This is a genomic window from Micromonospora sp. WMMA1976, from assembly GCF_027497335.1.
GTDB lineage: Bacteria > Actinomycetota > Actinomycetes > Mycobacteriales > Micromonosporaceae > Micromonospora > Micromonospora aurantiaca.
In genome coordinates this window covers 6,228,525-6,253,484 of the sequence record NZ_CP114912.1, presented here as the reverse complement: position 1 = coordinate 6,253,484, position 24,960 = coordinate 6,228,525, and the positions used below count along the sequence as shown (strand labels likewise).

At 72.0% G+C, this 24,960-nt stretch carries 22 protein-coding genes; 10 read left to right on the top strand and 12 right to left on the bottom strand.

Annotated features, from left to right (window positions below; all coding sequences use genetic code 11):
• Positions 1-57: 57 nt before the first annotated feature.
• The 4 genes from recF to dnaA all read right to left on the bottom strand — a co-directional run bounded on the left by recF (position 58) and on the right by dnaA (position 6,097).
• Complete coding sequence (recF, locus tag O7546_RS28890; RefSeq protein WP_281600256.1) at positions 58-1,188, bottom strand: DNA replication/repair protein RecF; 1,131 nt, start codon at positions 1,186-1,188, stop codon at positions 58-60.
• A 16-nt stretch (positions 1,189-1,204) separates the two neighbouring features.
• Entirely contained in the window at positions 1,205-2,077 is an 873-nt protein-coding gene (gene gnd, locus O7546_RS28885) for a phosphogluconate dehydrogenase (NAD(+)-dependent, decarboxylating) (RefSeq protein ID WP_013283213.1), read from the bottom strand.
• A 39-nt stretch (positions 2,078-2,116) separates the two neighbouring features.
• Positions 2,117-3,250: a DNA polymerase III subunit beta gene (gene dnaN / locus O7546_RS28880; protein ID WP_194800281.1), complete on the bottom strand. Its 1,134-nt coding sequence runs from the start codon at positions 3,248-3,250 to the stop codon at positions 2,117-2,119.
• 1,014 nt (positions 3,251-4,264) lie between these two features.
• A complete protein-coding gene (dnaA, locus tag O7546_RS28875; protein WP_269697865.1) occupies positions 4,265-6,097 on the bottom strand; it encodes a chromosomal replication initiator protein DnaA in 1,833 nt (610 codons plus the stop codon).
• Positions 6,098-6,673: 576 nt separating this feature from the next.
• Here dnaA and rpmH point away from each other — a divergent pair.
• From rpmH to O7546_RS28830, 9 genes are all read left to right on the top strand, one after another.
• Positions 6,674-6,811 carry a 50S ribosomal protein L34 gene (gene rpmH, locus O7546_RS28870; RefSeq protein WP_018788530.1) on the top strand — a complete coding sequence of 46 codons (138 nt, stop codon included), beginning with the start codon at positions 6,674-6,676 and terminating at the stop codon, positions 6,809-6,811.
• A 34-nt stretch (positions 6,812-6,845) separates the two neighbouring features.
• The gene (gene rnpA, locus O7546_RS28865; RefSeq protein WP_194800283.1) at positions 6,846-7,259 is read left to right on the top strand and encodes a ribonuclease P protein component; all 414 of its coding nucleotides are present in this window, start codon (positions 6,846-6,848) and stop codon (positions 7,257-7,259) included.
• 44 nt (positions 7,260-7,303) lie between these two features.
• Positions 7,304-7,543, top strand: a complete 240-nt coding sequence (gene yidD, locus O7546_RS28860; RefSeq protein ID WP_013477538.1) for a membrane protein insertion efficiency factor YidD — start codon at positions 7,304-7,306, stop codon at positions 7,541-7,543.
• Complete coding sequence (gene yidC, locus O7546_RS28855; protein ID WP_194800284.1) at positions 7,544-8,545, top strand: membrane protein insertase YidC; 1,002 nt, start codon at positions 7,544-7,546, stop codon at positions 8,543-8,545.
• A 211-nt stretch (positions 8,546-8,756) separates the two neighbouring features.
• The gene (locus O7546_RS28850) at positions 8,757-9,344 is read left to right on the top strand and encodes a R3H domain-containing nucleic acid-binding protein (RefSeq protein WP_135242593.1); all 588 of its coding nucleotides are present in this window, start codon (positions 8,757-8,759) and stop codon (positions 9,342-9,344) included.
• A gap of 236 nt (positions 9,345-9,580) precedes the next feature.
• Entirely contained in the window at positions 9,581-10,444 is an 864-nt protein-coding gene (rsmG, locus tag O7546_RS28845; protein WP_228531913.1) for a 16S rRNA (guanine(527)-N(7))-methyltransferase RsmG, read from the top strand.
• Positions 10,445-10,689: 245 nt separating this feature from the next.
• Positions 10,690-12,027 carry an AAA family ATPase gene (locus O7546_RS28840; protein WP_269697864.1) on the top strand — a complete coding sequence of 446 codons (1,338 nt, stop codon included), beginning with the start codon at positions 10,690-10,692 and terminating at the stop codon, positions 12,025-12,027.
• 27 nt (positions 12,028-12,054) lie between these two features.
• Complete coding sequence (locus O7546_RS28835; RefSeq protein ID WP_194800285.1) at positions 12,055-13,095, top strand: ParB/RepB/Spo0J family partition protein; 1,041 nt, start codon at positions 12,055-12,057, stop codon at positions 13,093-13,095.
• Positions 13,096-14,662: 1,567 nt separating this feature from the next.
• Positions 14,663-15,529, top strand: coding sequence for a hypothetical protein (locus O7546_RS28830; protein WP_269697863.1), 867 nt, complete (start codon positions 14,663-14,665; stop codon positions 15,527-15,529).
• Between the two features lie 2 nt (positions 15,530-15,531).
• On the opposite strand, the gene O7546_RS28825 is transcribed toward O7546_RS28830, so the two are convergent.
• The gene (locus O7546_RS28825) at positions 15,532-16,524 is read right to left on the bottom strand and encodes a D-alanine--D-alanine ligase (protein ID WP_194800287.1); all 993 of its coding nucleotides are present in this window, start codon (positions 16,522-16,524) and stop codon (positions 15,532-15,534) included.
• Between the two features lie 7 nt (positions 16,525-16,531).
• Positions 16,532-17,845 carry a PLP-dependent aminotransferase family protein gene (locus O7546_RS28820; protein ID WP_194800288.1) on the bottom strand — a complete coding sequence of 438 codons (1,314 nt, stop codon included), beginning with the start codon at positions 17,843-17,845 and terminating at the stop codon, positions 16,532-16,534.
• Between the two features lie 282 nt (positions 17,846-18,127).
• Here O7546_RS28820 and O7546_RS28815 point away from each other — a divergent pair, with 282 nt between their 5' ends.
• Complete coding sequence (locus O7546_RS28815) at positions 18,128-18,784, top strand: GNAT family N-acetyltransferase (RefSeq protein ID WP_194800289.1); 657 nt, start codon at positions 18,128-18,130, stop codon at positions 18,782-18,784.
• 8 nt (positions 18,785-18,792) lie between these two features.
• Here O7546_RS28815 and O7546_RS28810 read toward each other — a convergent pair whose 3' ends face one another.
• The 6 genes from O7546_RS28810 to O7546_RS28785 all read right to left on the bottom strand — a co-directional run bounded on the left by O7546_RS28810 (position 18,793) and on the right by O7546_RS28785 (position 24,911).
• Positions 18,793-19,953, bottom strand: a complete 1,161-nt coding sequence (locus O7546_RS28810) for an N-acetylmuramoyl-L-alanine amidase (protein WP_194800290.1) — start codon at positions 19,951-19,953, stop codon at positions 18,793-18,795.
• 162 nt (positions 19,954-20,115) lie between these two features.
• Entirely contained in the window at positions 20,116-20,439 is a 324-nt protein-coding gene (gene trxA, locus O7546_RS28805) for a thioredoxin (RefSeq protein WP_013289375.1), read from the bottom strand.
• 38 nt (positions 20,440-20,477) lie between these two features.
• A complete protein-coding gene (gene trxB, locus O7546_RS28800) occupies positions 20,478-21,431 on the bottom strand; it encodes a thioredoxin-disulfide reductase (protein ID WP_194800291.1) in 954 nt (317 codons plus the stop codon).
• Between the two features lie 177 nt (positions 21,432-21,608).
• The gene (locus O7546_RS28795; protein ID WP_194800292.1) at positions 21,609-22,556 is read right to left on the bottom strand and encodes a hypothetical protein; all 948 of its coding nucleotides are present in this window, start codon (positions 22,554-22,556) and stop codon (positions 21,609-21,611) included.
• Entirely contained in the window at positions 22,553-23,257 is a 705-nt protein-coding gene (sigM, locus tag O7546_RS28790) for an RNA polymerase sigma factor SigM (RefSeq protein WP_194800293.1), read from the bottom strand. The genes O7546_RS28795 and sigM overlap by 4 nt, the downstream gene beginning before the upstream one ends.
• 43 nt (positions 23,258-23,300) lie before the next feature.
• Positions 23,301-24,911 (bottom strand): protein kinase family protein, encoded by a 1,611-nt coding sequence (locus O7546_RS28785; RefSeq protein ID WP_194800294.1) that lies wholly within the window; start codon positions 24,909-24,911, stop codon positions 23,301-23,303.
• Positions 24,912-24,960 lie beyond the last annotated feature (49 nt).

The following is a 24,960-nucleotide window of genomic DNA, read 5'->3' as shown; positions in this document are numbered from 1 at the left end:
GGGGTACGCGCGTCGCGTCCCGGCCCGAGCCGTGCGGGCGGGAGCTGCACCTCGTCATCAGGCACGCCGCACCGTCCCCTCGCCCACCGCGTACCGGGTGCCGCGCAGCGTCGCCGGCACGTCGTCGTCCACGGCACAGGTGACCAGGAGCTGGCTCGCGCCGCCGACCAGTTCGGCCAGTCGTTCCCGCCGGCCGGTGTCCAGCTCGGCGAAGACGTCGTCGAGCACCAGCATCGGCTCGATCCCGTCGGCGCGCAGAAGGTCGTACCCGGCCAGCCGCAACGCCAGCGCGTACGACCAGGACTCGCCGTGGCTCGCGTACCCCTTGGCGGGCAGCGGGCCGAGCGTCAGCGCCAGGTCGTCGCGGTGCGGGCCGACGAGCGTGGTGCCGCGCTCGATCTCGGCGGCGCGGTTCGCGGTCAGCGCGGCGGCGAGCGCCTCCGCCAGCGCCGCGCGGTCCGCGCCGGGTTCGGGCAGCTCCACCGAGGGCCGGTACGCGATGCCCGCCGCGCCGCGGCCGGCCGCCACCGCGTCGTACGCCTTCGCCACGTGCGGGGTCAGCGCGGCCACCAGTTCCAGGCGGCCGGCGAGCAGGTCCGCGCCGTGCTGCGCCAGATGCGCGTCCCACACGGCCAGCGTCGACAGGTCACCGCCGCGTGTGCCGCCGGTCTTCCGAGCCAGGTACGACGTACGCAGCAGCGCGTTGCGTTGCTTGACCACCCGTTCGTAGTCGGCGCGGACACCGGCGTAGCGGGGCTGGCGGGTGACCAGCAGGTCGTCCAGGTAGCGGCGGCGTTCGGCCGGATCGCCGCGGACCAGTTCCAGGTCCTCCGGCGCGAACAGCACCAGGCGCAGCGCGCCGAGAACGTCCCGGGCGCGCCGGGCCGGAGACCGGCCGAGCCGGGCCCGATTGGCCTTGCCCGGCACGATCTCCAGCTCGACCAGCAGCTCCCGACCCTCGTGCACCACGGCGCAGCGGATCACCGCCGAGGCGGCGCCCATCCGCACCAGCGGGGCGTCGGTGGCGACCCGGTGCGAATCCAGGGTCGCCACGTAACCCAGCGCCTCGACCAGGTTGGTCTTGCCGACGCCGTTCGCACCGACGAGCACGTTCGGCCCCGGCTCCAGGTCGACGCCGACGCGCTCGTACGAGCGGAAGTCGACCAGTTCGAGCCGGCGGACGTACACAGCCTGTGGATACCGGTCAGCGCTTGTGGACGGCGTGGCCGCCGAACTGCTGGCGCAGCGCGGCGACGGCCTTCATCGCGGGCGAGTCGTCCTGCCGGGAGGCGAACCGGGCGAACAGCGACGCGGTGATGACGTTGAGCGGCACGGCGAGCCGGACCGCCTCGTCCACGGTCCAGCGGCCCTCGCCGGTGTCCTCCGTGTAGCCGCTCAGCTCGGCCAGCTCCGGGTCCTCGTCGAGTGCCCGGTCCAGCAGGTCGAGCAGCCAGGAGCGCACGACGGTGCCCTCGCGCCACGACTTGAACACGCCGGGGACGTTGGTCACCAGCTCCGAGGCCGCCAGCAGCTCGTAGCCCTCGGCGTACGCGTGCATCAGGCCGTACTCGATGCCGTTGTGCACCATCTTGGCGTAGTGACCGGCGCCGACCGGGCCGGCGTGCACGAAGCCGAACTCGCCCTCGGGCTTGAGCGACTCGAAGATCGGCATCAGCCGCTCGACGTGTTCCTGCGCGCCGCCGACCATCAGCGCGTACCCGTTCTGCCGGCCCCAGACGCCGCCGGACACGCCGACGTCGATGTAGCCGATGCCCTGCTCGTTCAGCCGCTCGGCGCGCGGGGCGTCGTCGCTGAACCGGGAGTTGCCGCCGTCGATGATGATGTCGCCCTCGCCGAGCACACCGGCGAGCTCGTCGATGGTGGCGTCGGTGACGCCGGCGGGGACCATGACCCACACCGCGCGGGGCGACTGGAGCTTCTCGGCAAGCTCGGCCAGGCTGGCGGCGTCGCTGATCTCCGGGTTGTGGTCGTAGCCGACCACCTCGTGCCCGGCGGCCCGCAACCGCTCCCGCATGTTGCCGCCCATGCGGCCGAGTCCTACCAGGCCGAGCTGCATCTGCTCCTACCTCCGTACGTCAGGGTCGTGCTGCTGCGATCAGCGGGACACGCGGATCGGCATGATGAGGTACCGGTACCCCGGGATGACCTCGCCATCCTCGCCTGCCGGGGAGATGACCGCGGGCTTGAACGCGTCGACGAACCGGAGCAGGGCGTGCTGCGCGCCCAGGTTGGCCAGACCGTCGATGAGGTACTGCGGGTTGAACCCGATGGTCAGCGGCTCGCCGCTGAAGGTGGCCTCCATGGCCTCGCTGGCCCGGGCCTCCTCGGTGCCGCCCGCCTCGACCACGAGACCGTCGGCGCTGAAGCTGAGCAGCACCGGCGTGGTGCGCTCGGCGACCAGCGCGACGCGCTTGACCACCTCGATGAGCGAGGAGACGGCGACGCGGGCCTCGGCGTTGTGGTCGGCCGGGAACAGCGAGCGCACCGGCGGGTAGTTGGCGCCGTCGAGCAGCCGGCTGGTGGTGCGGCGGGTGCCACCGGAGAAACCGATCATGCCCTCACCGGCGCCGCCGGAGGACAGCGCCATGGTGACGTGGCCGCCGAGCGGGCCGAGCGCCTTCGCGGTGTCGTGCAGCGTACGGGCCGGCACCAGCGCGTTGAGGCTGATCTCCGGGTCGTCCGGGTTCCACTCCATCTCGCGCAGCGCGAGGCGGTAACGGTCGGTCGCCAGCATGGCCATCGTGCTGCCGCTCAGCTCGATCCGTACACCGGTCATCATCGGCAGCGTCTCGTCGCGGCCGGCGGCGACAGCCACCTGGGCCACGGCGGAGGCGAAGGCGGCGGCGTCGACGGTGCCGGCGCTCTCCGGCATCTCCGGCAGCGTCGGGTAGTCCTCCACCGGCATGGTGGGCAGCGTGAACCGGGCGCTGCCGCAGACCAGTTCGAGGTGGGCGCCGACGGCGGCGATGTCCACCGGCTTGGCCGGCAGGGCCTTGGTGATCTCGGCGAGCAGGCGGCCGGAGACCAGGGCGGCGCCGTCCGCGTCACCCTGCACCTCGACCGTCACCTGGCTGGAGACCTCGTAGTCGAAGCCGGAGACCTGCAGGTTGCCGTCGGTGACGCGGAGCATCACCCCGGCCAGCACCGGTACGGAGGGTCGGTTGGGCAGGCTCTTGGCGGTCCACGCGACCGCCTCGGCGAGCGCGTCGCGCTCCACTCGGAACTTCATCAATGCCTCCGCGTCGACGTCAGCGACAACTCTCTCATGCCGACCGCTGCCACCCGTCCCGCCCGACCGTGCGGGTACCCATCGCACCTTAAGGCGCTGGGGCATCGGCTGTGCGCCCGACCCCGTGGATCCAGGTGCCCCGGGCGACTGCCGACAGCAGTGCTCCGGCCCGATCCACAGGAAGTCCAACGGTGATGATTGGTTTTTGTTGTTTAGAAGAGATAACTCATCGTCTTCATCGCACCTGTGCAAACTGTGGAGAACCGCCGTCCGCGCAGGTCATACACGTTATCCACCGGTGGTTTGGCTGTGGAGAACCAGGGGTAAAACTCGTGTCCCGGTCCACAGCCCTCGCCGGCCGCCGGGTTTTCCACGGCTGTCCACTGGTTGTCCACCGGTAATCCACCGGTTTTCTCCCCAGCGCTGTGGACAGCGCCGGAGACGTCCACAGCCGTCGTCCCCAGAACCTTCAACAGCTCGCCCACAGGTTGGCCGCTGTCTGGGGACAACGGGACCGTCATCCCCAGGCGTCCACAGCGTCGTCCCCAGGAGTTGTCCACAGTCTGTGGGTAACCGGCCGAGTGCAAAGGGTGGTTGTCCACCGCCTGTGACACAGGGGTTGTGGACAACGGGTACGAGCTGTGGACGAACACACGACAGATCCTGGGCCCTCCACCGGGTCGAGGGTCAACAGTTCCCCGCTGTCGGCTACTTGCCACCCGCCATGCCCGCCCGGCCGCGCCCAGCCCTGCACGGGTTGACCATGAAGTTGGCGGCATCTGGCGTCCGGTTTGTCGCCGCTAACCTCATGATCGACGCGAACGGTCGGCCGGTGAGGGCGGGACCGTGGCTGCTTTCGGGGCACGCGTGAGCGTGACGCTCAGCTCTGGCGAGATCGCTCGCGCGTCCGCCCCTTCTTGTTGACCAAGGAGTCTGGGGGCAGGAATGACGTGTGTTCGCTACCCGAACTCCTTGATCACCGCTGGAGCGGCGGGAGCGGCGGGAGCGGGACGGTCAGGTGTTCTGCTTGATGCGGTTCGTCAGCTCGGCGATCTGGTTGTAGAGCGAGCGCCGCTCCGCCATCTGCTGACGGATCTTGCGGTCCGCGTGCATCACCGTCGTGTGGTCCCGGCCGCCGAACGCCTGCCCGATCCGGGGCAGCGACAGGTCGGTCAGCTCCCGGCACAGGTACATGGCCACCTGGCGCGCGTTCACCAGCACCCGGGAGCGGGAATGGCCGCGCAGGTCCTCCAGGCTCACGCCGAAGTAATCGGCCGTCGACACCATGATCTGGTCCGCGGTGATCTCCGGGCCGGCGCCGTCCGGGATGAAGTCCCGCAGCACCTCCTCGGCCAGCGACAGCTCGACCGAGGAACGGGTGAGGCTGGCGAAGGCGGTGACGCGGATCAGCGCCCCCTCCAGTTCGCGGATCGAGTTCGACACCCGGGACGCGATGAACTCCAGCACGTCCGGCGGGGCGAACAGCCGCTCCTGGGCCGCCTTCTTCTGCAGGATCGCGATCCGCGTCTCCAGGTCCGGCGGCTGGATGTCGGCGAGCAGACCCCACTCGAAGCGCGTACGCAGCCGGTCCTCCAGCGTCGCCAGCTGCTTCGGCGAGCGGTCCGAGGTGATCACGATCTGCTTGTTGGCGTTGTGCAGGGTGTTGAAGGTGTGGAAGAACTCCTCCTGCGTCCGCTCCCGGTTCTCCAGGAACTGGATGTCGTCGATCAGGAGGATGTCGACGTCCCGGTAGCGGCGCTGGAACGCGCTCGTCTTGTCGTCGCGCAGCGAGTTGATGAAGTCGTTCGTGAACTCCTCGGTCGAGACGTACCGGACCGAGCGGGCGTTGCCGAGCGTCGTGGCGTAGTGCCCGATGGCGTGCAGCAGGTGGGTCTTGCCCAGCCCGGAGCTGCCGTAGATGAACAGCGGGTTGTACGCCTTCGCCGGCGACTCGGCCACCGCCACGCTCGCGGCGTGCGCGAATCGGTTGGACGAGCCGATGACGAACGTCTCGAACATGTACTTCGGGTTGAGCCGGTTGCCGCCGCTCTCCGTACCGCCGGGGAGCCTGCGGTCGGCCTGGCCGCCTCCCGGACGGTGGTGGTCGGCGCCACCCCGGCCGGGGCCGTTGTCGGTGGCGCCGTCGCGGGGCAGGCCGCGCATCGGCGCGGGGTCGGCGGGCGGGCTCTCCCGGTAGCGGGGCTCGTATCCGCCGGCGTCCGGCACGGGCGGCTCGATGCGGGTGCGTTCGTCGAAGGCGCGGCGCTCGGGCGCGGTGCGTACCGGCTCGGCGAACGCGGCGCTGAAGAGCGTGTCCTGCGCGTCCCGGCCGGCCGGGATGAGGTGCGGGCGGCCGCCGTCTGCGGTCCGCTGCCGCGGGGCCGGCTCGTCGAGTGGCTGCTCCGGGCGCGGTTCGCCATATCCGGCCTCGGCGTACCCGGGTTCCGGGCGCGGCGACGGGAAGGCCTGGGCGGAGGCGGGCGGGCCGGGCTGGTCGAAGCCGGGCAGCGGGGCGGCGCCGTCGTGCTCGGGCAGCGGCTCCGGGCTGCTGCGGTAGACGGTGCCGGCCGGGCGGGCATTCGGGTCGTCGGCGACCCGTACGGTGACCGCCACCTGGATCGGCCGGCCGAGCCGGCGGCTCAACGCCTCGGTGATGGCCGGGCGGAGCCGGGACTCGATCACGTCCCGGGTGAAGGCGTCCGGCACCGAGAGCAGCGCGGTGTCCTCGACGATCGCCCGCAGGCGGGTGAGCCGGAGGTACGCCCGTTGCTGCGCGGAGATGATCTCGTCGGCGAGTTCGTCGGTGGTCGCCGTCCACACCGCGGCAAGGTCGGTCGCTCCGGTCACCGTCGTGCCACCCCCTCGCCTGCTCCTTCTCACGCCCGCCCGGACGGCTGACCGGTCGTCATCCACAAGTTATCCACAGCCTGTGTACCGACCGATTGTGGCCGCCCACCGGACGCGGGTCGGACCTGCCCCCCTCGATCCACGGAGGCGTTGAAGCGGGTTCACCGTGCCGAACGATTCAACAGCGTGTCCGGTCTTGCCGATCGGCGACAAACCCCGGACCCCCGACGCCGACCGCAATCGCGCACGCTAACAGCGCGGACCCCACAGCATCAACCGGCGACACCCTGACGACCTTGGCAACATCAGTGAAAACCGCCCCTTCGGTCGCGCTTGCCCGCAGGTCGGACGCCCGAGTGTGACGTTTGACGGTCATTGCGCCCCTGCGTAGGCTGGAGCGGCTGCTCTCTCGCCCTCTGCTAGGGTGATTGATGCTTGCTGTCCGTGGCTGTCATCCCGCATCGCCGGGGAGCGTGTCACGGCAGCGCCGATCGGAGGTCACCGACAGGTGATCTGGACCAGCACACGACCCCGGGCGATCCGCCGCGCGGGGCGTACGACAACGGAGAGCCTGACGTGAGCAAGCGCACCTACCAGCCGAACAACCGCCGGCGCGCGAAGACCCACGGCTTCCGGCTGCGCATGCGCACCCGTGCCGGCCGCGCCATCATCGCTACCCGTCGCTCCAAGGGCCGCGCGCGCCTGTCGGCCTGACGCCGACAGGTCCGGTCCGGGGACGTGGGCAGTCGTGCTGGCCGCCGCGCAACGACTGCGGCGCAGTAGCGACTTCGCCGCAGCGGTTCGCGGTGGCCGACGCGTCGGCCGCGGCGCCGTCGTGGTCCACCTGACCCTCCCCGAGCCGATCGGCACCACCGCGACACCCTCGCCGGAGCCGGCGCGGACCCTCGATGCGGAGACCTCCGCACCGAGCCGCGCCGGCTTCGTCGTGTCCAAGGCCGTCGGCGGCGCGGTGGTCCGCAACAAGGTCCGCCGCCGGCTCCGGCACCTGGTCCGCGAGCGGCTGGCCGAGCTGCCCGCCGGCACGACCCTCGTGGTACGCGCGCTGCCCGCATCGGCCGACGCGACGTACACCCGGCTCGGGGCCGACCTGGACGCGGCCATCGCCGCCGCGCGGGCCCCCCGGGGACGGCGGTCGCGGTGAGCGGCCCGACGACGGCGACTCCGCCGCCCACAACCGGTGCCCGCATGCTGCTGGCGCCCATCATCGCGTACCGTCGGTGGATAAGTCCGGCACTGCCGGCCCGCTGCCGGTTCTACCCGTCGTGCAGTGCCTACGCCGTGGAGGCGGTGTCCCGGCACGGTGCGCTGCGGGGAGCCTGGCTGACGGTCCGTCGGCTGTCGCGCTGCCACCCCTTCCACCCTGGTGGACACGACCCGGTTCCGGAGCCGGGCGACCGCCGCCGTTCCGACGTGACTGGAGCCTGAGTGTTTAGTCTCGACTGGATCTACTACGCGATCTCGTGGATCCTGCTGACCTGGCACTCGGCCTGGGACGCCATCGGAGTTCCGGTCGGGGCCGTGATCGGTACGAACTGGGCCTGGATCCTCGCCATCGTCTTCCTGGTGGTGACGGTCCGGGTGATCCTGTTCCCGGTCTTCGTCAAGCAGATCAAGTCGCAGCGTGCCATGCAGGCGCTCCAGCCGAAGGTCAAGGAGCTCCAGGAGAAGCACAAGGGTGACCGGGAGACGCTCCAGAAGGAGATGATGGAGCTCTATCGGAAGGAAAAGGCCAACCCGCTCATGGGCTGCCTTCCGATGTTCCTCCAGATCCCGGTCTTCCTGGGCCTGTTCCACACGCTGCGCCGCCTCAGCCCCGACAACCAGGGCAAGACCCTGTACGGCTGGACCGTCGACCAGTTCAACAGCGCCTCCAACGCGACACTGTTCACCGCGCCGATCTCCGGCAAGTTCGGCTCCACCGCCGAGGAACTGAGCCGGCTGGGTGCGAACACCGGCACGGTCAAGGTGGTCGCCGGCATCCTGGTGCTGATCATGATCGCCACCACCTACCTGACCAGCCGTCAGATGATTCTCAAGACCGGGTGGGCCGAGGACCCGCAGCAGCGCATGGTGCAGCGGCTGATGCTCTACGGCATCCCGCTGTCGCTGCTGATCTCGGGTGCGATCTTCCCGATCGGTGTGATCATCTACTGGGTCACAAACAACCTCTTCACGCTCGGCCAGCAGCAGTGGGTGCTGCGGAAGTTCCCGCCGCCGCCGACCGCGAAGAGCACCAGCGCCGCCAAGAGCACCTCCGGCAAGAACCCGGTGCAGCAGGCCAAGGCCGGTGGCCTGTTCGGCCGCAAGGCGGCCCAGCCGCCGGCGAAGGCTCCGGCCGCCGCGCCGAAGGTGGCCGGCCCGAAGCCTGGTGCCAAGCCGGTCAACCCGAAGAAGGGTGGCAGCAAGCCCGCCAAGCGACAGGGCTGAGCCCACAGGGCCACCGTCGGCGACGTCGGCGGTGGCCCGTTCCGGCCGCGTGCTGCCATCCGAGGAGTCGGCGCCGGGCCGGAATCACCGCGCGGAGCGCGGACACGGGCGAAACTGGCCCGTACAGACGTGCCCGAGGGCACCCGGCGAACCTCCCGCCGGCCCCGGGAGACCAGCGGACCCCCGACGGTCCGGCCGAGCGAGTACGGAGATGAGACCCGTGACCGAGACCAGCATCCCCAGCGCCGACCAGTCCCTGGACGAGGAGACCCCCGTTACCGCCGCCACCGAGACCGAGGACGCCGCGGGCGAGGCCCGGGAGAAGAAGGCCCCGGCCGAGAGCGACCTGTTCCGGCAGAGCGAGATCGCCGCCGACTACGTCGAGGGTCTGCTGGACATCCTCGACTACGACGGTGACATCGACGAGCTGGTGTCGGGTGGCCGCCCGGTGGTCGAGGTGGTCGGCGGCCGGCTGCAGAACCTGGTCGGCCAGCGTGGCGCAACCCTGGAGGCGCTCCAGGAACTGGCCCGGCTGGCCGTGTTCCGCCAGACCGGTACGCCGAGCCGGCTGCTGCTCGACGTCGGCGGCTACCGGGCCGCCCGCCGCAAGGAGCTGGCCGCCGTGGCGAAGAACGCGGTCGAGAAGGTCAAGGAGCACGGTGAGCCGGTGCGCCTGGAGCCGATGTCCGCGTTCGAGCGCAAGTGCGTGCACGACGTGGTGAACGCGATGAGCGGGGTGGAGAGCGAGTCCGAAGGCGTCGAGCCCAACCGCCGCATCGTCGTCCGGCCGGTGGACTGAGGTCCGTGATCTCCGACGAGACGACGGCAGGAGCCGTGACCGGCCCGGGCGGTACGCCGCCCGGGCCGTCGGCTGTGCGCCCCGACCCCACTGTCGACCCGGTCTTCTCCGACGACGACGGGCCGGCCGACCCCGCGTACCCGGGAAAGGCAGTGACCGACCCCGGCGAGCCCGCCTTCTCCGGCGAGCCGGGGGTGGTGACCGGGGTCGAGCCCGCAGACCCGGCGGTGGACGTGATGCCCGCCTTCTCCGGTGAGCCGGCGGCGGACGTGGCACCGGCGGCTCCGGCCGCGGCGGCCGACCCGGTCTTCGCGGAGCCGTCGGCGGATGCACCGTCCCTCGTGGACGGTGGCGACGCCGGTGCCCCCGACCCGGCGACGGCGACGCTGCCGCCCGAGCTGGCGGAGGCCGCCCGCGCGTTGTTCGGCGACCGGCTCGACCTGGCCGCCGCGTACGCCGAACTGCTCGCCACCGACGGCGTGGTCCGCGGCCTGATCGGGCCCCGCGAGACGCCGCGGCTCTGGGAGCGGCACCTGCTCAACTGCGCGGTGGTGGCGGAACGGATCCCGGAGGGAGCCAGCGTGATCGACGTCGGCTCCGGCGCCGGGCTCCCAGGTCTGGTGCTGGCGATCGCGCGCCCGGACCTCACCGTGACGCTCGTGGAGCCGCTGGCCCGGCGGACCGCCTTCCTGATCGAGGCGGTGCAGCGCCTCGGCGTGACCCGGGATGTGCGTGTGTTCCGTGGGCGGGCCGAGGAGGCGGCGGCCGGCTCGCGCGACCGGGAACCGCTGAGCGCCGACATCGTGACCGCCCGCGCGGTGGCCCCGCTGGACCGGCTCGCCTCCTGGTGCCTGCCGCTCGTGGCTCCCGGCGGACGGCTGGTCGCGCTCAAGGGCGCCTCGGCGGCCGACGAGATCACCGAGCACACCGAGGCCGTGATCCGCCTCGGCGGCGGGACCCCCGAACTGCACCGCTGTGGCGAAGGGGTGATCGACCCCCCGGCGACTGTGGTCGAGGTGGTCCGGGAGCGCGTGGTGAACCCGCGCCGTCCCAAGAAGCCGAAGCGGTCGCGTGGCGGTCGCCGTCGCGGCGACCGCTGAGCGGGTACGCCATTCCGCATGCCCGGTCCGGTCGTTGGACCGGTGGGCGTGACGCGATCGATCGCAACCCGACATGGACCCACCGCGCCCGTCGGCCGTAGGCTGACCGCGCGTCGATAGTGTGGAACGGCGGTGCCGGGCGGCACCCGAACCCGATGGTTCCCGCCGAGCCGACGGCGCCGTGCAAGGCGCGGACGCGATTCGACGGGTGCGGACCGACCATCCGGAGCGGGTAGGGATGACAGGTGCATGACGACGGCAGGTACGACGATCCACGTTTGACCGGACCAGGAGGCCAGCCCTCCGCCGACCCCGTTTCACGTGAAACCAACTACCAGGAGTGGACGGTGAACGAGTCCGGCGAACCGTCCTCCCCGCATCCGGCACAGCCGCCCAAGCGACGGGAACCGTCCGTCGGCGGGCCGGCGCGTCCCGTCTCGTCCGCGCCGGCGAATGTACCGCCGGCCCGCGATCCGCTCGATCCGGCCGACGGTCCGGTGAACGCACCGACCCCGCGCCCGCCCGCGGTGCGAGCGAACGCCGCGGTACCCACCCGCTACGAACCCCAGCCGCCCGTCTCGGCCGTGCCGTACCCGGCCGCCCCCGAGGCCACCGTGGCGCCGTCCGACACGCCACAGGCAGACGGGTACGGGGACGAGGTAGACGTCAGCACGTACGTTTCACGTGAAACCCCGACGCGCGAAGAGGATGATCCACCGTTGGCTATGGAGGCGATGCGCGCCGTGCAGATCCTGAATCCCAGTGGCGAGGTCACCATGCCGCGCCCCGACCGGACCCGGGTGATGTGCGTCGCCAACCAGAAGGGCGGCGTGGGTAAGACGACCACCACCGTGAACCTCGCCGTGGCGCTCGCGCTGCACGGCAACCGGGTGCTCGTGGTCGACCTTGACCCCCAGGGCAACGCCTCCACCGGCCTGAACGTGCCGCACCACACGGGCGTGCCCGACGTCTACGACTGCCTGATCGACAGCGTGCCGCTCGAAGAGGTGGCCCAGGCCGTCGAGGGCATCCCGAACCTCTGGTGCGTACCGGCGACCATCGACCTGGCCGGCGCCGAGATCGAGCTTGTCTCGGTGGTGGCGCGGGAGTCGCGCCTGGCGCGGGCCATCGCCGCGTACCCGGGGCACTTCGACTACGTCTTCATAGACTGTCCGCCGTCGCTCGGCCTGCTGACCGTCAACGCGCTCGTGGCCGCGCAGGAGGTGCTGATCCCGATCCAGTGCGAGTACTACGCACTGGAGGGTCTCAACCAGCTCATAAACAACATCAACCTGGTTCGTCAGCACCTCAACCCGAAGCTCGAGGTCTCCACCATCCTGCTCACCATGTACGACAGGCGTACCCGGCTCGCCGACGCGGTGGAGCAGGACGTCCGGAACCACTTCGGCGACAAGGTGCTCCAGGCGGTCATCCCCCGCAACGTGCGTGTCTCCGAGGCGCCGAGCTACGGCCAGTCGGTGATGACCTACGATCCCGGTTCGCGGGGAGCCACGAGTTACTTCGAGGCCGCCCAGGAGATCGCGGAGCGAGGCGTCAAGGAGCCGGTGAGCCGGAATGCGTAGTGCGGAGATGTCGCTGGGAGGCGTCGCATGAAGAACCGTCCCCGCGGCGGACTGGGCCGAGGGCTCGGCGCCCTCATCCCCACCGGCCCGGTACCGGGCGCCGAACCGGCGGCCACCGAACCGGACTCGTCGCCGGCTGCTGCGGCGCCGTCGGCTCCGGCCGCTGGTGCGACTGCTGCCATCACCGGTGGCGTCGCAAGCACCCCCTCGCCGGCCGCCGAGCCCGAGCCGCAGCTGAGCCCGGTTCCCGGCGCGCGCTTCGCGGAGATCCCGGTCGACGCGATCGTGCCGAACCCGAAGCAGCCCCGGCACGTCTTCGACGAGGAGGCACTGGAGGAACTGAAGACCTCGATCCAGGAGGTCGGCTTCCTCCAGCCGATCGTGGTTCGCCAGCTCGACCCCGACAAGTTCGAACTCGTGATGGGCGAGCGGCGCTGGCGTGCCGCCCAGGCGGTCGGCCGGGAGACCATCCCCGCCATCGTCCGGGACACCAAGGACGACGCGATGCTCCGGGATGCGCTCCTGGAGAACATCCACCGCGCCAACCTCAACCCGCTCGAAGAGGCGGCGGCGTACCAGCAACTGCTGGAGGAGTTCGGCGCTACACACGAGGAACTGGCCCGGCGGATCGGCCGCAGCCGTCCGCAGATCTCCAACACGATCCGGCTGATGAACCTGCCGCCCGCCGTGCAGCGCCGCGTCGCCGCCGGTGTTCTCTCCGCCGGTCACGCCCGAGCTCTGCTCAGCCTCGACAACGCCGAGGCGCAGGAGGCGCTCGCCGAGCGGATCGTCCGCGAGGGCATCACCGTACGCGGTGCCGAGGAGCTGGTGCACCTGGCGCTCGCCGAGGAGCCGGCGAAGTCGGCCGCTGCCAAGCGCCGGCCGAAGCCGCACGCCCCGGCGCTCACCGATCTCGCAGACCGGCTCTCCGACCGGTTCGACACCCGGGTGAAGGTCGACATCGGCCGCAGCAAGGGCAAGATCACGATCGAGTTCGCCACCGTCGACGACCTGGAGCGGATCGTCGGGATCATCGGCATGGGTGAGGACGGGACGCCCGAGGCGTAGTCCTTCCTTCTCCGGTTGTCGATCCGGCCGCATCCCGACGAGAGGATGCGGCCGGATCCGTATCCGGGCCGGTTCGGTGCCGCTCGTTCGCCGGCGGCGGCATTGGGTCACCGCGATTCCGGTCGACGGAGAGAACGACCACTCGGAAGTCGGCGTCTCCGACGACGGGCCGGGCTGTCCGGTGCCGATGGTGCTCACTGAAGGCCCGGGGCGCCCCTCCCGCGCTGACGCGGCCGAAGCGGGCGGGAGCGTCGGGTCGCATCCGTTGGTGAGCTGTCGCGCCTCGTTCCGCGTTTCACGTGAAACGGGGACCGGTGACTGGGAGATGGGGCGCGGGTGGACCCACTCGCCGCGCTGCTGATTGGTGGCACGCCGTGCGCCCGAGCGCTGAGCGGCCTAGTGCGCGAGGGCGGAGTGCGCAAAGGTTCCGAGGGCGCCTTCGGCGTTGACGAGTCGGTGCGCGCCCACTTCGCTGGTCTGGCAGGAGGGCTGACGGCGACGGCCCAGACCCAAGGGGCTGAGCACACTAGGCCGTGGCGGTCGCGCGGGAGTCGCTCTGCCGAGCCCGATCCGGTTGCGCATGTGAGCCGATCCCGGCGCACCGAGCCGCGCTCCACGGAACCGGGGAGCGCCGAGCGAGGGTCGCTGAGCCGAGGAATGCCGAACCGGAGAGCTGCCGAACCCGGGACGGGACGGAGCCGGGAGGGGACGGAGCCGGGGAGCGCCGAACCGGGGACCGCCGAGCCGAGGACTCTCGCGAGGAGCCCGGGCAGCGGGCCGAGGCGTGCGGCCCGTCAGCATTCCCGGGACGGCTTCCCGCTGAGTCGTCGGTGCCGCCCTCGAATGACCTGCCAGCTCTCCCCGCCCCGGGCCGGATGGTCGCAGACTTCAGGGCGGTGGCGAGCCCTATCAGCGATCGAGCGCAAACCCGAGGCCGTGTGGCCCGGCTCGGCCGGTCGGCTCGAACCCGTCTGCTGTTTCACGTGAAACGCGGCGACCGACCCGATCCTCATCCGATCGAGTGCCGGCTGTGCCGAGTACAAGCCATGAGGCGCGGCGCCGGCCATTAAGCCGAGCGGTGATCGGCGCGGCTTGAGATCCGCGCGGCCCGGTCCGTTCCCACCGAACAACCGCGGGATGGTTCGCCTCCCGACTTACTTCCCCCGTCGCCTCGCGGCGCCTCGTTCGATCGGCCGGACCCGCCGAGGACTCAGTCACGGAACACGGCCGGCCCGGCGCCGGTGAGCCGAGCCACCGAGCCGAGAAGCGCACCGACGCGCACTCGCGTTTCACGTGAAACGGCTAGAAGGAGCCGCCGACACCCCGGTGCGGATCGGTCGCCGGATCGTTGGAAGAACGAGCCCGGAGACACCCGAGGTTATCCACAGCAGTTGTCCACAGGCACTCCCTGTTTCACGTGAAACGAAGCGAGGAAACCCTTGCTGAGCAGTGCATGACGCGCTGTACTGGTGATCTCGGCAGCCTGTGGACAACGCGGTGGACAACCGGTGGGCGGCCAGTGGAACAGGTAGGGACAGGCGTCGCCAACTCGGTTAGGGTCAGCGTCGTGCCGGACACCCCTCCCTCAGTTCCCGACTTCACCCAGTGGCCGTCCTTCCCCTTCGAGGGCGATCTCCGCGTCAAGCAGCTCGACGAGCCCGTACCGTTCGAACCTCCCCGCCGTGGCGAGGCGGACCGGGAGTGCACCGCCTGCAACGCGCCCGACGAGGCGTACATCTGGGTCGGCGAGCGGTGGCGCGTCCGCGCCATGGACCGGCCCACCGGCCTGCCGATGGTCCTGATCCTGGAGTCCCGTTCCCACCTGGATCTGGGCGACCTGCCGAACCTGCTCGCCGCCGAACTGGGCGTGATGACCGTCCGCCTGGAGCGGGCCGTGCGGTCGCTCGACGGGGTGGCCCGGGTCCACGTGAACCGGTGGGGCGACGGGTCGGCGCACCTGCACCTGTGGTTCCTGGCGCGGCCGTACGGGCGGCTGCAACTGCGGGGCACGTTCCTGTCGCTGTGGGACTCGATCCTGCCGCCGATCTCCGAGGACCAGTGGCGGGAGAACCTCGCCATGGTGGCCGCGTGGCTCGCCGAGTTCGGCGGTCGTCCGTTGGCCGAGCCGCCGCGCATCCAGTGGCAGGCGCCGTCGAGTCTCTCCGCGACCTCGCCCGCGAACGCCGCTGAGGAGCCCGAGGAGGAGTCCGTCTCGGTGATCGAGGCAGCGGACGAGATCCCGGAGTCCGACGCGGCAGCGGACGTCTCAGACCCCTCGGCGGGCCCGTCGGAGCCCGACCCGGCACCGCAGGCCGGCTCGATGCCGGTATCCGCGCCGGGCAGCGCGCCGACGAGCGAAGGCGACGACGAGTCGGGGGACGAGGGCGGAGACGAGAACGACCGGCCGGACGCAGCGCGTACCCGGGAGAGCTGAGGTCAGCGGCGGGCGGCGGCCCGGGTCACGAGCGTGCCGAGGACCCGGCCGAAGTCCAGCCCCGCTGCCTGGATCGCCAGCGGTAGGAGCGACGTCTCGGTCATGCCCGGGGAGACGTTCACCTCCAGCACGTGCGGGTCACCGCCGGCGTCGACGATCAGGTCGACCCGGGACACGTCGCGCAGCCCGAGCGCGGTGTGCGCGGCGAGCGCCACCTCGGTCACCCGAGCGGTCGTCGCGGCGTCGAGGCGGGCGGGCGCGTGCCAGGTGGTACGCCCGGCGGTGTAGCGGGCCGCGTAGTCGTAGACGCCGTTGCGCGGCACGATCTCGACCGGGGGCAGGGCCTGCGGCCCCTTGCCGAGGTCGAGCACGGAGACCGCCACGTCCATCCCGGGTACGTAGCGTTCCACGAGCGCGGTCTGGTCGTACGCGAAACAACCCACCATGGCGGCCGGCAGCGACGCCGCCTCCCGGACCACGGCGGCGCCCAGTCCGGAACCGCCCTGCGCCGGCTTGACCATCAGCGGCAGCCCGAGGCGGTCGACGATCCGGTCCAGGACGGCGACGGCGCCCAGCTCGGAGAAGCGGTCGTGCGGCAGCGCCACCCAGTCGGGCGTCGGGATGCCCGCCTCGCGCAGCACCGCCTTCGCGGACGGCTTGTCCCAGGCGAGGCGGGACGACCGGGCGTCGCAGCCGACGTATGGCACGTCCCAGAGGTCGAGGACGCCGCGCAGCGAGCCGTCCTCGCCGGTGGCGCCGTGCAGGGCGATCACCACCGCGTCCGGCGGGTCGGCGGTCAGCGCGGGCAGCAGCGCCACATCGGCGTCGCGCAGTTCCGCCTCGACGCCCACCGCGCGCAGCGCGTCGAGCACCCGGCGGCCCGACCGCAGGGAGACGTCCCGCTCGTAGGAGAGGCCGCCCGCGAGTACGAGCACGTGCAGCTCGTCGACGGCGGATCCGGTCACGGGAGGCGTTGCGGCGGGGCTGTCGGACATGCGGGCATCATGCCAAGTCGGGGCCGGGCGCGTCCGAGCCGCCCTGGCGGCGGCGCGGTCCGGCACCGCCGACCGCGCCGAAGACCTTGCGCATGGCGATCTCCTGCTCCATCACCCCGGCCAGCCGGCGGACGCCCTCGCGGATCCGCTCCGGCGTCGGGAAGGAGAAGTTGAGCCGCATGTGCCCGGCGCCGGTGCCGTCGGCGTAGAAGCCCGTCCCCGGCACGTACGCGACGCGCGCGGCCACTGCCCGCGGCATCATCGCCTTGGAGTCGAGCCCGTCGGGCAGCGTCGCCCAGACGAACAGGCCGCCTTGCGGCCTGGTCCAGGTGGTGCCCTCGGGCATCAGGTCGGCCATCGCGTCGAGCAGCGCGTCCCGGCGCTCGCGGTAGATCTCGCGGTAGACCTTGAGCTGCTGCCGCCAGGGCATGGTGCCCAGGTAGGTCGAGACGGCCGACTGCGCGTAGGCGCTCGGGCAGAGGATCTGCGCCTCGCTGGCGATGACCAGCTTGTCGCGGACCGCGTGCGGGGCCAGGATCCAGCCGACCCGCAGGCCCGGCGCGAACGTCTTGGAGAACGTGCTCAGGTAGAAGACCCCGTCGCGCCGCCGGGCCCGCAGCGGCCGGGGCGCCTCGCCCTCGAAACCGAGCTGACCGTACGGGTCGTCCTCCACCACGAGCAGACCGGCGCGCTCGCAGATGTCCAGCACCCGCTCGCGCCGCTCCTCGCTCAGCGTCACGCCGGCGGGGTTCTGGTAGGTGGGGATGGTGTAGAGGAACTTCACCCGCCGGCCGGCCCGGGCCAGGTCGGCGATGGCCGTCTCCAGCGCCTCCGGGATGAGCCCCTCGTCGTCCATCGGCACGTGGGCCACCTGGGCCTGGGCGGCCTGGAACACCCCGAGCGCGCCGACGTAGGTCGGGCCCTCGGCGAGCACCACGTCACCCGGGTCCAGGAAGAGGCGAGCCACCAGGTCGAGGGCCTGCTGGCCGCCGACCGTGACCACCACGTCCTCCGGCGAGGCGCCGCAGGAGGCGTCGATCCCGGACAGGGACATCACCTCGCAGATCCGCTCGCGCAGCTCGGGGGCACCCTGGCCGACGCCGTACTGGAGGGTGGTGGCGCCGTGCTCGGAGCCGAGCCGGCCGAGCATCTCGCCTACCGCGTCGAGTGGTAGCGCCGCGATGTAGGGGGCCCCACCGGCGAGCGAGACGACCTCCGGCCGGTTGGCCACCGCGAAGAGTGCCCGGATCTCCGAGGCGGTCATCCCGCGGACGCGCCGGGCGTACCGGTCGGTGTAGTCGTCGAGCGTCGTGCCGGTCATGGACATCACCTCGATCGGGTGTCGGCGGGGCTGCCGCCCGGTGTGGTACCCGCGATGCCGACATCCATTGGCGGCGGGGGCCGGTTGGTCGATCGTAGTCCCCGGTGACGGTCGCGGCACCGGCCGTGTGGACACGTCCACATCCCGGACCCGCCGTCGGCCGTCCGGGCGGGGGTTCGCGCGTTCCCTCCCGTACCGTCGGACAGGGGCGTACGATCGCTCGTCGGGAGCAGGAGGGCGCGGGAGGAACCGGCGCTCCGAGCCTAGTGGTGGGGTGCGCTCATGTCGCGACGTCTGGTCAGCCTGACCCTGGACACGCTGGAGGACCTGCCTCGATCCTGCCGGAGCTGCGTCTACTGGGAGCTGGATCCGGTCTCCGCGGAGCGGGCCTGTGCGGCCGGTGACCCGGGCCTGGAGAAGGAGGCGTGGGTCTCCCAGACACTGCTGGAGTGGGGTTCCTGCGGCAAGCTCGTCTACGTCGACGGCATGCCGGCCGGTTTCGTCATGTACGCCCCACCGGCGTACGTCCCGCGCTCGATGGCGTTTCCCACCTCGCCGGTCTCGGCGGACGCGGCATTGCTGATGACGGCGCACGTGGTGCCCGCCTTCGCCGACGGCGGCCTGGGCCGGATGCTGGTGCAGGGCGTGGCCCGCGACCTGACCAAGCGCGGCATCAAGGCGATCGAGGCGTTCGGCGACGCGAAGTTCGGCGACGACCCGGCGCGCGCGTGCGTGGCGCCCGCCGACTTCTTCCTCTCGGTGGGCTTCAAGACGGTCCGGCCGCACCCGCGCTACCCCCGGCTGCGGCTGGAGTTGCGGACGGCGCTGAGCTGGAAGTCGGACGTGGAGTACGCGCTGGAGAAGCTGCTCGGCTCGATGAGCCCGGAGACGCTGCTGCGGCCGGTCCGCCCGGCGCCCGCCACCCGCTCGACGAGCTGAGTCGCGGCTCAGTCGACGACGGTGCCGGCGGCCACGATCGCCCGCAGTTCGCTCACGTCGATCGAGCCGGTCGGCACGTCCCGCTCGATCGGCAGGTACATCCGCTGCACGCCGGCCACGATGGCCTCGACCACCCGGTCCCGGAAACGCGGGTCGACGAGCCGCCCTCTGTCGTCCGGTGAGGTGAGGTAGCCGACCTCGACGCGTACCGCGGGCATCCGGGTGAGCCGGAGCAGCTCCCACGCCTTGGCGTGGGTACGGCAGTCGCGCAGCCCGGTGCGGGCCACGATCTCCCGCTGTACGAGCCCGGCGAGGCGCTCGCCGGTGGCCGACGTGACGCCGTTGTCGGTGCCGTAGTGGTAGGTCGCCACCCCCTCGGCCTCCGGGTTGGCGTGCCCGTCGGTGTGCAGGGAGATGAACACGTCGGCGCCGAGGGAGTTGGCGAGCTGGGCCCGGTCCGCGTCCGGCAGGCAGGCGCCGGGCGACGGGCCCCGGGTGAGCTGTACCCGTACGCCGGCGGCGGCGAGCCGCCCCTCCAGCCGGCTCGCGAGGTCGTGCACGAGGTCCGCCTCGGTCCAGCGCAGCGTGCCGTCGGGCACCACCACGCCCGGGTCGGTGCCTCCGTGCCCCGGGTCGATCACCACGGTCCGCCCGACGAGCGTCGGACCGGCCTGCCGGATGGCGTCGGACTCGCGCAGCCACTGCGGGCGGCCGCCGACCACCTTGCGGCCCAGGCGGCGCAGCGCGTTGACGGTGTGCGGCCCGCACGAGCCGTCCGGTTTCAGGCCCATCTCCCGCTGGAACTGCGCCACCGCACGGGAGGTACGGATGCCGTAGATGGCGTCGGCGCGGCCCACGTCGTACCCCATCTCCAGCAGCCGTTCCTGGAGCGAGCGGATGTCCTCGCCGGTCAGCGGCTCGGGTACGGCGTGGTAGAGCGCGCGGGCGCCGAACCGCCAGCGGGCCGCGTCGAGCGCCCGCCAGGTCTCGGCGCCGACCCGCCCGTCGACACTGAGGCCGCGGGACTGCTGGAAGGCCCGTACCGCGCGTTCGGTCTGGGCGTCGTAGTCGTCACCTGCGGCCTCGGCGGGGAGAAGCTCCAGGCCGGCGAGGACGGTACGGATCTCGGCCACCGCCGGTCCCTGGTCACCGGGTCGGATCGGACGCACGACGACCCCCTCTGCACGGACGTTGGCGGACCGGAACTCCGACGGATGCTTACGGAGCGTACCGTGGCCGATACCCGGCGGGTTCGCGTTCATGCAGGTCAGGTAAGCCGGAACCCCCGCCACCGGGGGTGGTGACGGGGGTTCCGGCAGTGTCGGTACGGCTCAGAGCGCCGACTCGATGAGCTTGACCAGCTCGCCCTTCGGCTTAGCGCCGGCGATCGACTGCACCGGCTGGCCGTTCTTGAAGATGGTCAGCGTCGGCACCGACATGACCCGGTAGGCGCGTGCCGTCTCCGGGTTCTCGTCGATGTTGAGCTTGACGATGGTGACCTGGTCCTTCATCTCGCCCGCGATCTCCTCCAGCAGCGGCGAGACCTTGCGGCAGGGGCCGCACCACTCCGCCCAGAAGTCGACCAGCACCGGCTTGTCGGACTGCAGCACGTCACTGACGAAGCTGGCGTCCGTGACCGCCTTGGTTGCTCCCACTATGAACTCTCCTCCTCCGAACCTTGCTCGTGGAACTCTCAGCCCTGGATGGTGGCGATGAACCGCTCGGCGTCCAGCGCGGCGGCGCAGCCCGTGCCGGCCGCCGTGATGGCCTGCCGGTAGGTGTGGTCGACGACGTCACCCGCCGCGAACACACCGGGCACGCTGGTACGGGTGCTGGGGGCCTGCACCTTCACGTACCCCTCGTCGTCCAGCTCCACCTGACCGCGGAACAGCTCGCTGCGCGGGTCGTGCCCGATCGCCACGAACACGCCCGTGACGTCGAGCACCTTGCTCTCGCCGGTGTGCACGTTGCGCACCCGTACGCCGCTCACTTTGCCGTCGTCGCCGAGGATCTCCTCGACCACGGTGTTCCACTCGACCTTGATCTTCTCGTTGCTCAGCGCCCGGTCCGCCATGATCTTGCTGGCGCGGAACGAGTCGCGGCGGTGGAGGATCGTCACCGACTCGGCGAAGCGGGTGAGGAAGCTCGCCTCCTCCATCGCCGAGTCGCCGCCGCCGACCACCACGATGTGCTGGTTGCGGAAGAAGAAGCCGTCACAGGTGGCACAGGACGACACACCGTGGCCGAGGTATTCCTGCTCGCCCGGCACACCCAGCGGACGCCAGGCCGAACCGGTGGAGAGGATGACGGCGCGGGCGCGGTACGCGGTCTCGCCCACCCACACGGTGCTCACCGCGTCGGAGCCGATCTCGCCGGTGTCCTTCAGCTCGACCCGGGTCACGTCGTCGGTGAGGAACTCGGCGCCGAAACGCTCGGCCTGCTTGCGCATGTTGTCCATCAGCTCGGGGCCGAGGATGCCGTCCGCGAAGCCGGGGAAGTTCTCCACCTCGGTGGTGGTCATCAGCGCGCCACCCGACTGCACGCCCTCGATCACCAGGGGCTTCAGGTTGGCGCGGGCGGCGTAGACCGCCGCTGTGTAGCCGGCCGGACCGGAGCCGATGATGATCAGGTTGCGGACCTCGTCCACTGCCGTCTCCCGATGTGTGTGTTCGTCACCGGCCGCACCGATGTCGATCCCGAGTGCCGACGGCTCTAGGGACGCCGGCGCCTGACTTGCAGAACGCCATCGTACGAAGCGGGGATTCCCGAGCCGGTCATCCGGTGGGTCAGGTCACGTGGCGGGACAAGCGTCGGGACCGCGTTTTCACCCTACCCGCGTACGGAACCGCGTGTCCGCGCCGGACCCGGGTACCCCGCACTCCGGCCCGCTCACCCAGCCCCAGCGGGCGCCGCCCGCGTCCGCGAACGTCACCACGAGCGCCGGGGCGCCCCGGAAGCGGGCGTAGTCGACCATGTTCACGGTGAGCGGCCCGCCGCCGTGCTCGGCCCCGATCGCGGTGAGGCACGCGGCGAGCGTCTCCGGCCGGGACAGCCGGTCCAGCCCGCCGAGCGCGCTGAGGCGCTGATCCTCGCGGAACAGGGGCGTCTCCGCGCCGTCCTGCGCCGCGCCGGACGGGCCGGCCATGTCTCCCGGGATCGACTTCGCTCCGGTGGCCGCCCGGTCGGCGGCGAGGCGTTCCGGTGTCCAGTCGGTGCCGCTGCGCACTGCCGGTCCGGTGGTCCGGTACGGCGCGGCGGCCATCGGTGCCGCCTCCCCGCCCGCCCGGTCGGCGGTGCTGACGCCGCCGTCGCCCGAGTCGGCCATCCGGCCCACACCGAGCCCCACCGCGGCGACCGAGGCCGCGGCCAGCGCCACCGGCCCGGCGATGCGGGCCCAGCGCCGAGGACGGCGACCGGGTCCGCTGTGCCGGTCGGGACGGAGGGCCGTGCCGGGTGGCCGGCTCGCGCCGCCGGGCTGCGCCGGCACGAGCGGCGTACCGTCGCGCAGCGCGGGACCGGCCCCGGCGAGCGCCGCGGTGATCCGGTCGGCCACGGCCTGCGGCATCTCCGGCGCGGGGCCCGCGGCCCAGCCGGCCAGATCCGCGCCGACCAGGTCGACCGCGTCGGCGAGATTCGCGTACGCGGCCCGCCACGCCGGGTCCTCCTCGACCAGCCGGGCCACTGTCGCCTGCTCGGGGGTGCCGTCCAGCGCCCCGCCGAGGTAGTCGGCGAGCAGGTCGTGGTCGACCTCGCTGAACTCCCGGGAAGTCACGGCTCCTCCTGGCTGACGGCCTGACGGGACGCTCCCGACGAGGATCCGACGCCCTCGGGGCGCCTGCGGTTCCCGTGAGTGAGCCGCGGCACGTCCTCGGCCGGTGCGTCGGTGCCGGTCCGCAGGTGCCCGAGCAGCACGGCGAGGCGGGCCCGGCCCCTGGCGCACCGGCTCTTGACAGTTCCCTCGGCGACGCCGAGCACGGCGGCGACCTCGGCCACCGGGTAGCCCTGCACGTCGACCAGGACCAGCGCGGCCCGTTGTTCGGCCGGCAACGCCGCGAGCGCCTGCCGGACCACGAGCGCGGTGTCGTGGTCGCGGGCCGGTGCGGCCGGTTCCGGGCCGCCGGTGTGCCGGCCCGGTTCGCCGTCGGTGTGCACGCCGTCCGGCAGCGGGACGGTGGCATGGGTCTGCCGCCGCCGGATCCGGTCCAGGCAGGCGTTCACCACGATGCGGTGCAGCCAGGTGGTGACCGCCGAGTCGCCCCGGAACCGGGCCGCGGCGCGGTGCGCCGACAGCATGGCGTCCTGGAGGGCGTCGGCGGCCTCCTCGCGGTCGCCGATCGTCCGCAGCGCGACCGCCCAGAGGCGGTCCCGATGCCGCTGGAACAGCTCGGTGAAGGCGTCCCGGTCGCCGGCCGCGTGCGCCCGCAGCAGCTCCAGGTCGGAGCGGCCGGGACGCGTGCCGTCGCGGTCCGCCATCACCACATCCGGCGGCGGTGGCGCGGCGGGGACTGCGGCCGGGTCACGAGCCCTGGACCACGATCTCCTGGACGCCGAGCTTCCAGGTGTTGCCGTTGTCCTTCACCGGCAGCTTGGTGATCCAGAACAGCAGGTACTGGTACTTCTGGTCCGGCTCGAAGGCGTTGAAGATCATCTTGGTGCCGCCGTCCTCGTTCGCCGGCCCGATCATCGTCGAGTAGGCGTTGACGAGCTGCTTGTCACCGGAGGACGTGGACGGGAAGTCGCCGCGGGTGCCGGCGCGCAACTCGACGGTGGCGCCGGTGGCCGAGAGCGTGGCCTCCAACTGCTTGACCGAGTGCGGGGCGCCCAGGTCGATCCAGACGCCCATGCCCTTCTTGATGCCGCCGAACTTGGCGTTCGTCCGGTAGGTGTTGGTCTCCCAGCCCTCGTCGTCGTCCCCGTCGATGACCTTCTCGGCGTTGCGCACCTCGGCGCGGTCGCCGTCCGGGTCGATGATCCGTACGTCCTGAATGGTGAGCTTGCGGACCTGCGCGGCGGGCTCGGCCCCGCCCTCGGTGGCCGGCGCGCTGTTCGACGGCTGGGCGACCGGCTCCTTGTCGCCGTCGTCGCCGCCACCGAGCGCGTTGATGCCGATGAGCAGCCCGACCAGGGCGACCGCCAGCAGGCCGGCGATGCCGATGGCGACCTTGCGGCCACCGGCCGCGGCCAGCGGGGAGGGCTCCTCGCCGGGGTCGGCGGCGAATCGCAGCGGGCCGGCCTGCTCCAGGAACTGCTCGTCGGCCGGAATGTCGAGCCGGCTCAGCTCGGCGGCCAGCACGTCCGACGACGGCGCGGGGATCTCCGGGTCGAGCAGGTCCATGGTCAGGTCGTCGAGGTAGGCCGGCACCCCGGCGCGCATCTGCCGGGGCGCGGCGATGGCGCCGCCGGCGTCCCGGACGGCGTCCGGCAGGGCGGCGCGGCCGTGCCCGGCGGTGGCGCCGTGCAGCGGGGCCTCGCCGTGCGGCCAGTGCCCGGTCAGGGCGAAGTAGAGCACCCCGCCGACCGCGCGCAGGTCGTTCTCCTGGCTGTCCGCGCCGTCGGTACGCGCGTCGGCGAGCACCACCCGGCCGTCGTCGCTGATCATGACGGTGCCGGGGTGGAGGTTGCCGTGCACCATGCCGGTGGCGTGCACGGCGGCGAGGGCGCTGGCGACGGCGTTGCCGATCGCGGTGGCCCGGGCCGGGTCCAGCGGCCCGTCGGCGGCGACCATCTCGCGCAGCGACTGCCCGTCGACCCACTCGCGGACCACGTACGCCCGGTCGTCCTCGTCGATCGCGTCGTAGACGCCGACCAGGTTGGGGTGGATGACGCGGCTCGCGGCGACCGCGGCCTGAAGCATCTCGGTGGCGGAGTCGCCACCCGGGTAGCGGAGGACCACGGCGACGGGACGGCGGAGCACCACGTCGACACCGCGCCAGACCAGCCGGCCCGCGCTGTCGTTGTTGATGTGCTCGACCAGTTCGTACCGCTCGGCGAGCAGCTCACCGACCGTGGGAGCACCGAAGGTCACGACCGCAGGAGAGGTCTCCTCCGCTTCCTGACCCTCGCCGACCTGGGTCACCCGTCCTCCCTCGGTGATCGCGTCGATCGATGGACCCGTGCTGCTGGGCATGTGGCTTCCCGCTCTGCCTTCGGTGGAACGGCCGCGGTGTCGACACCCG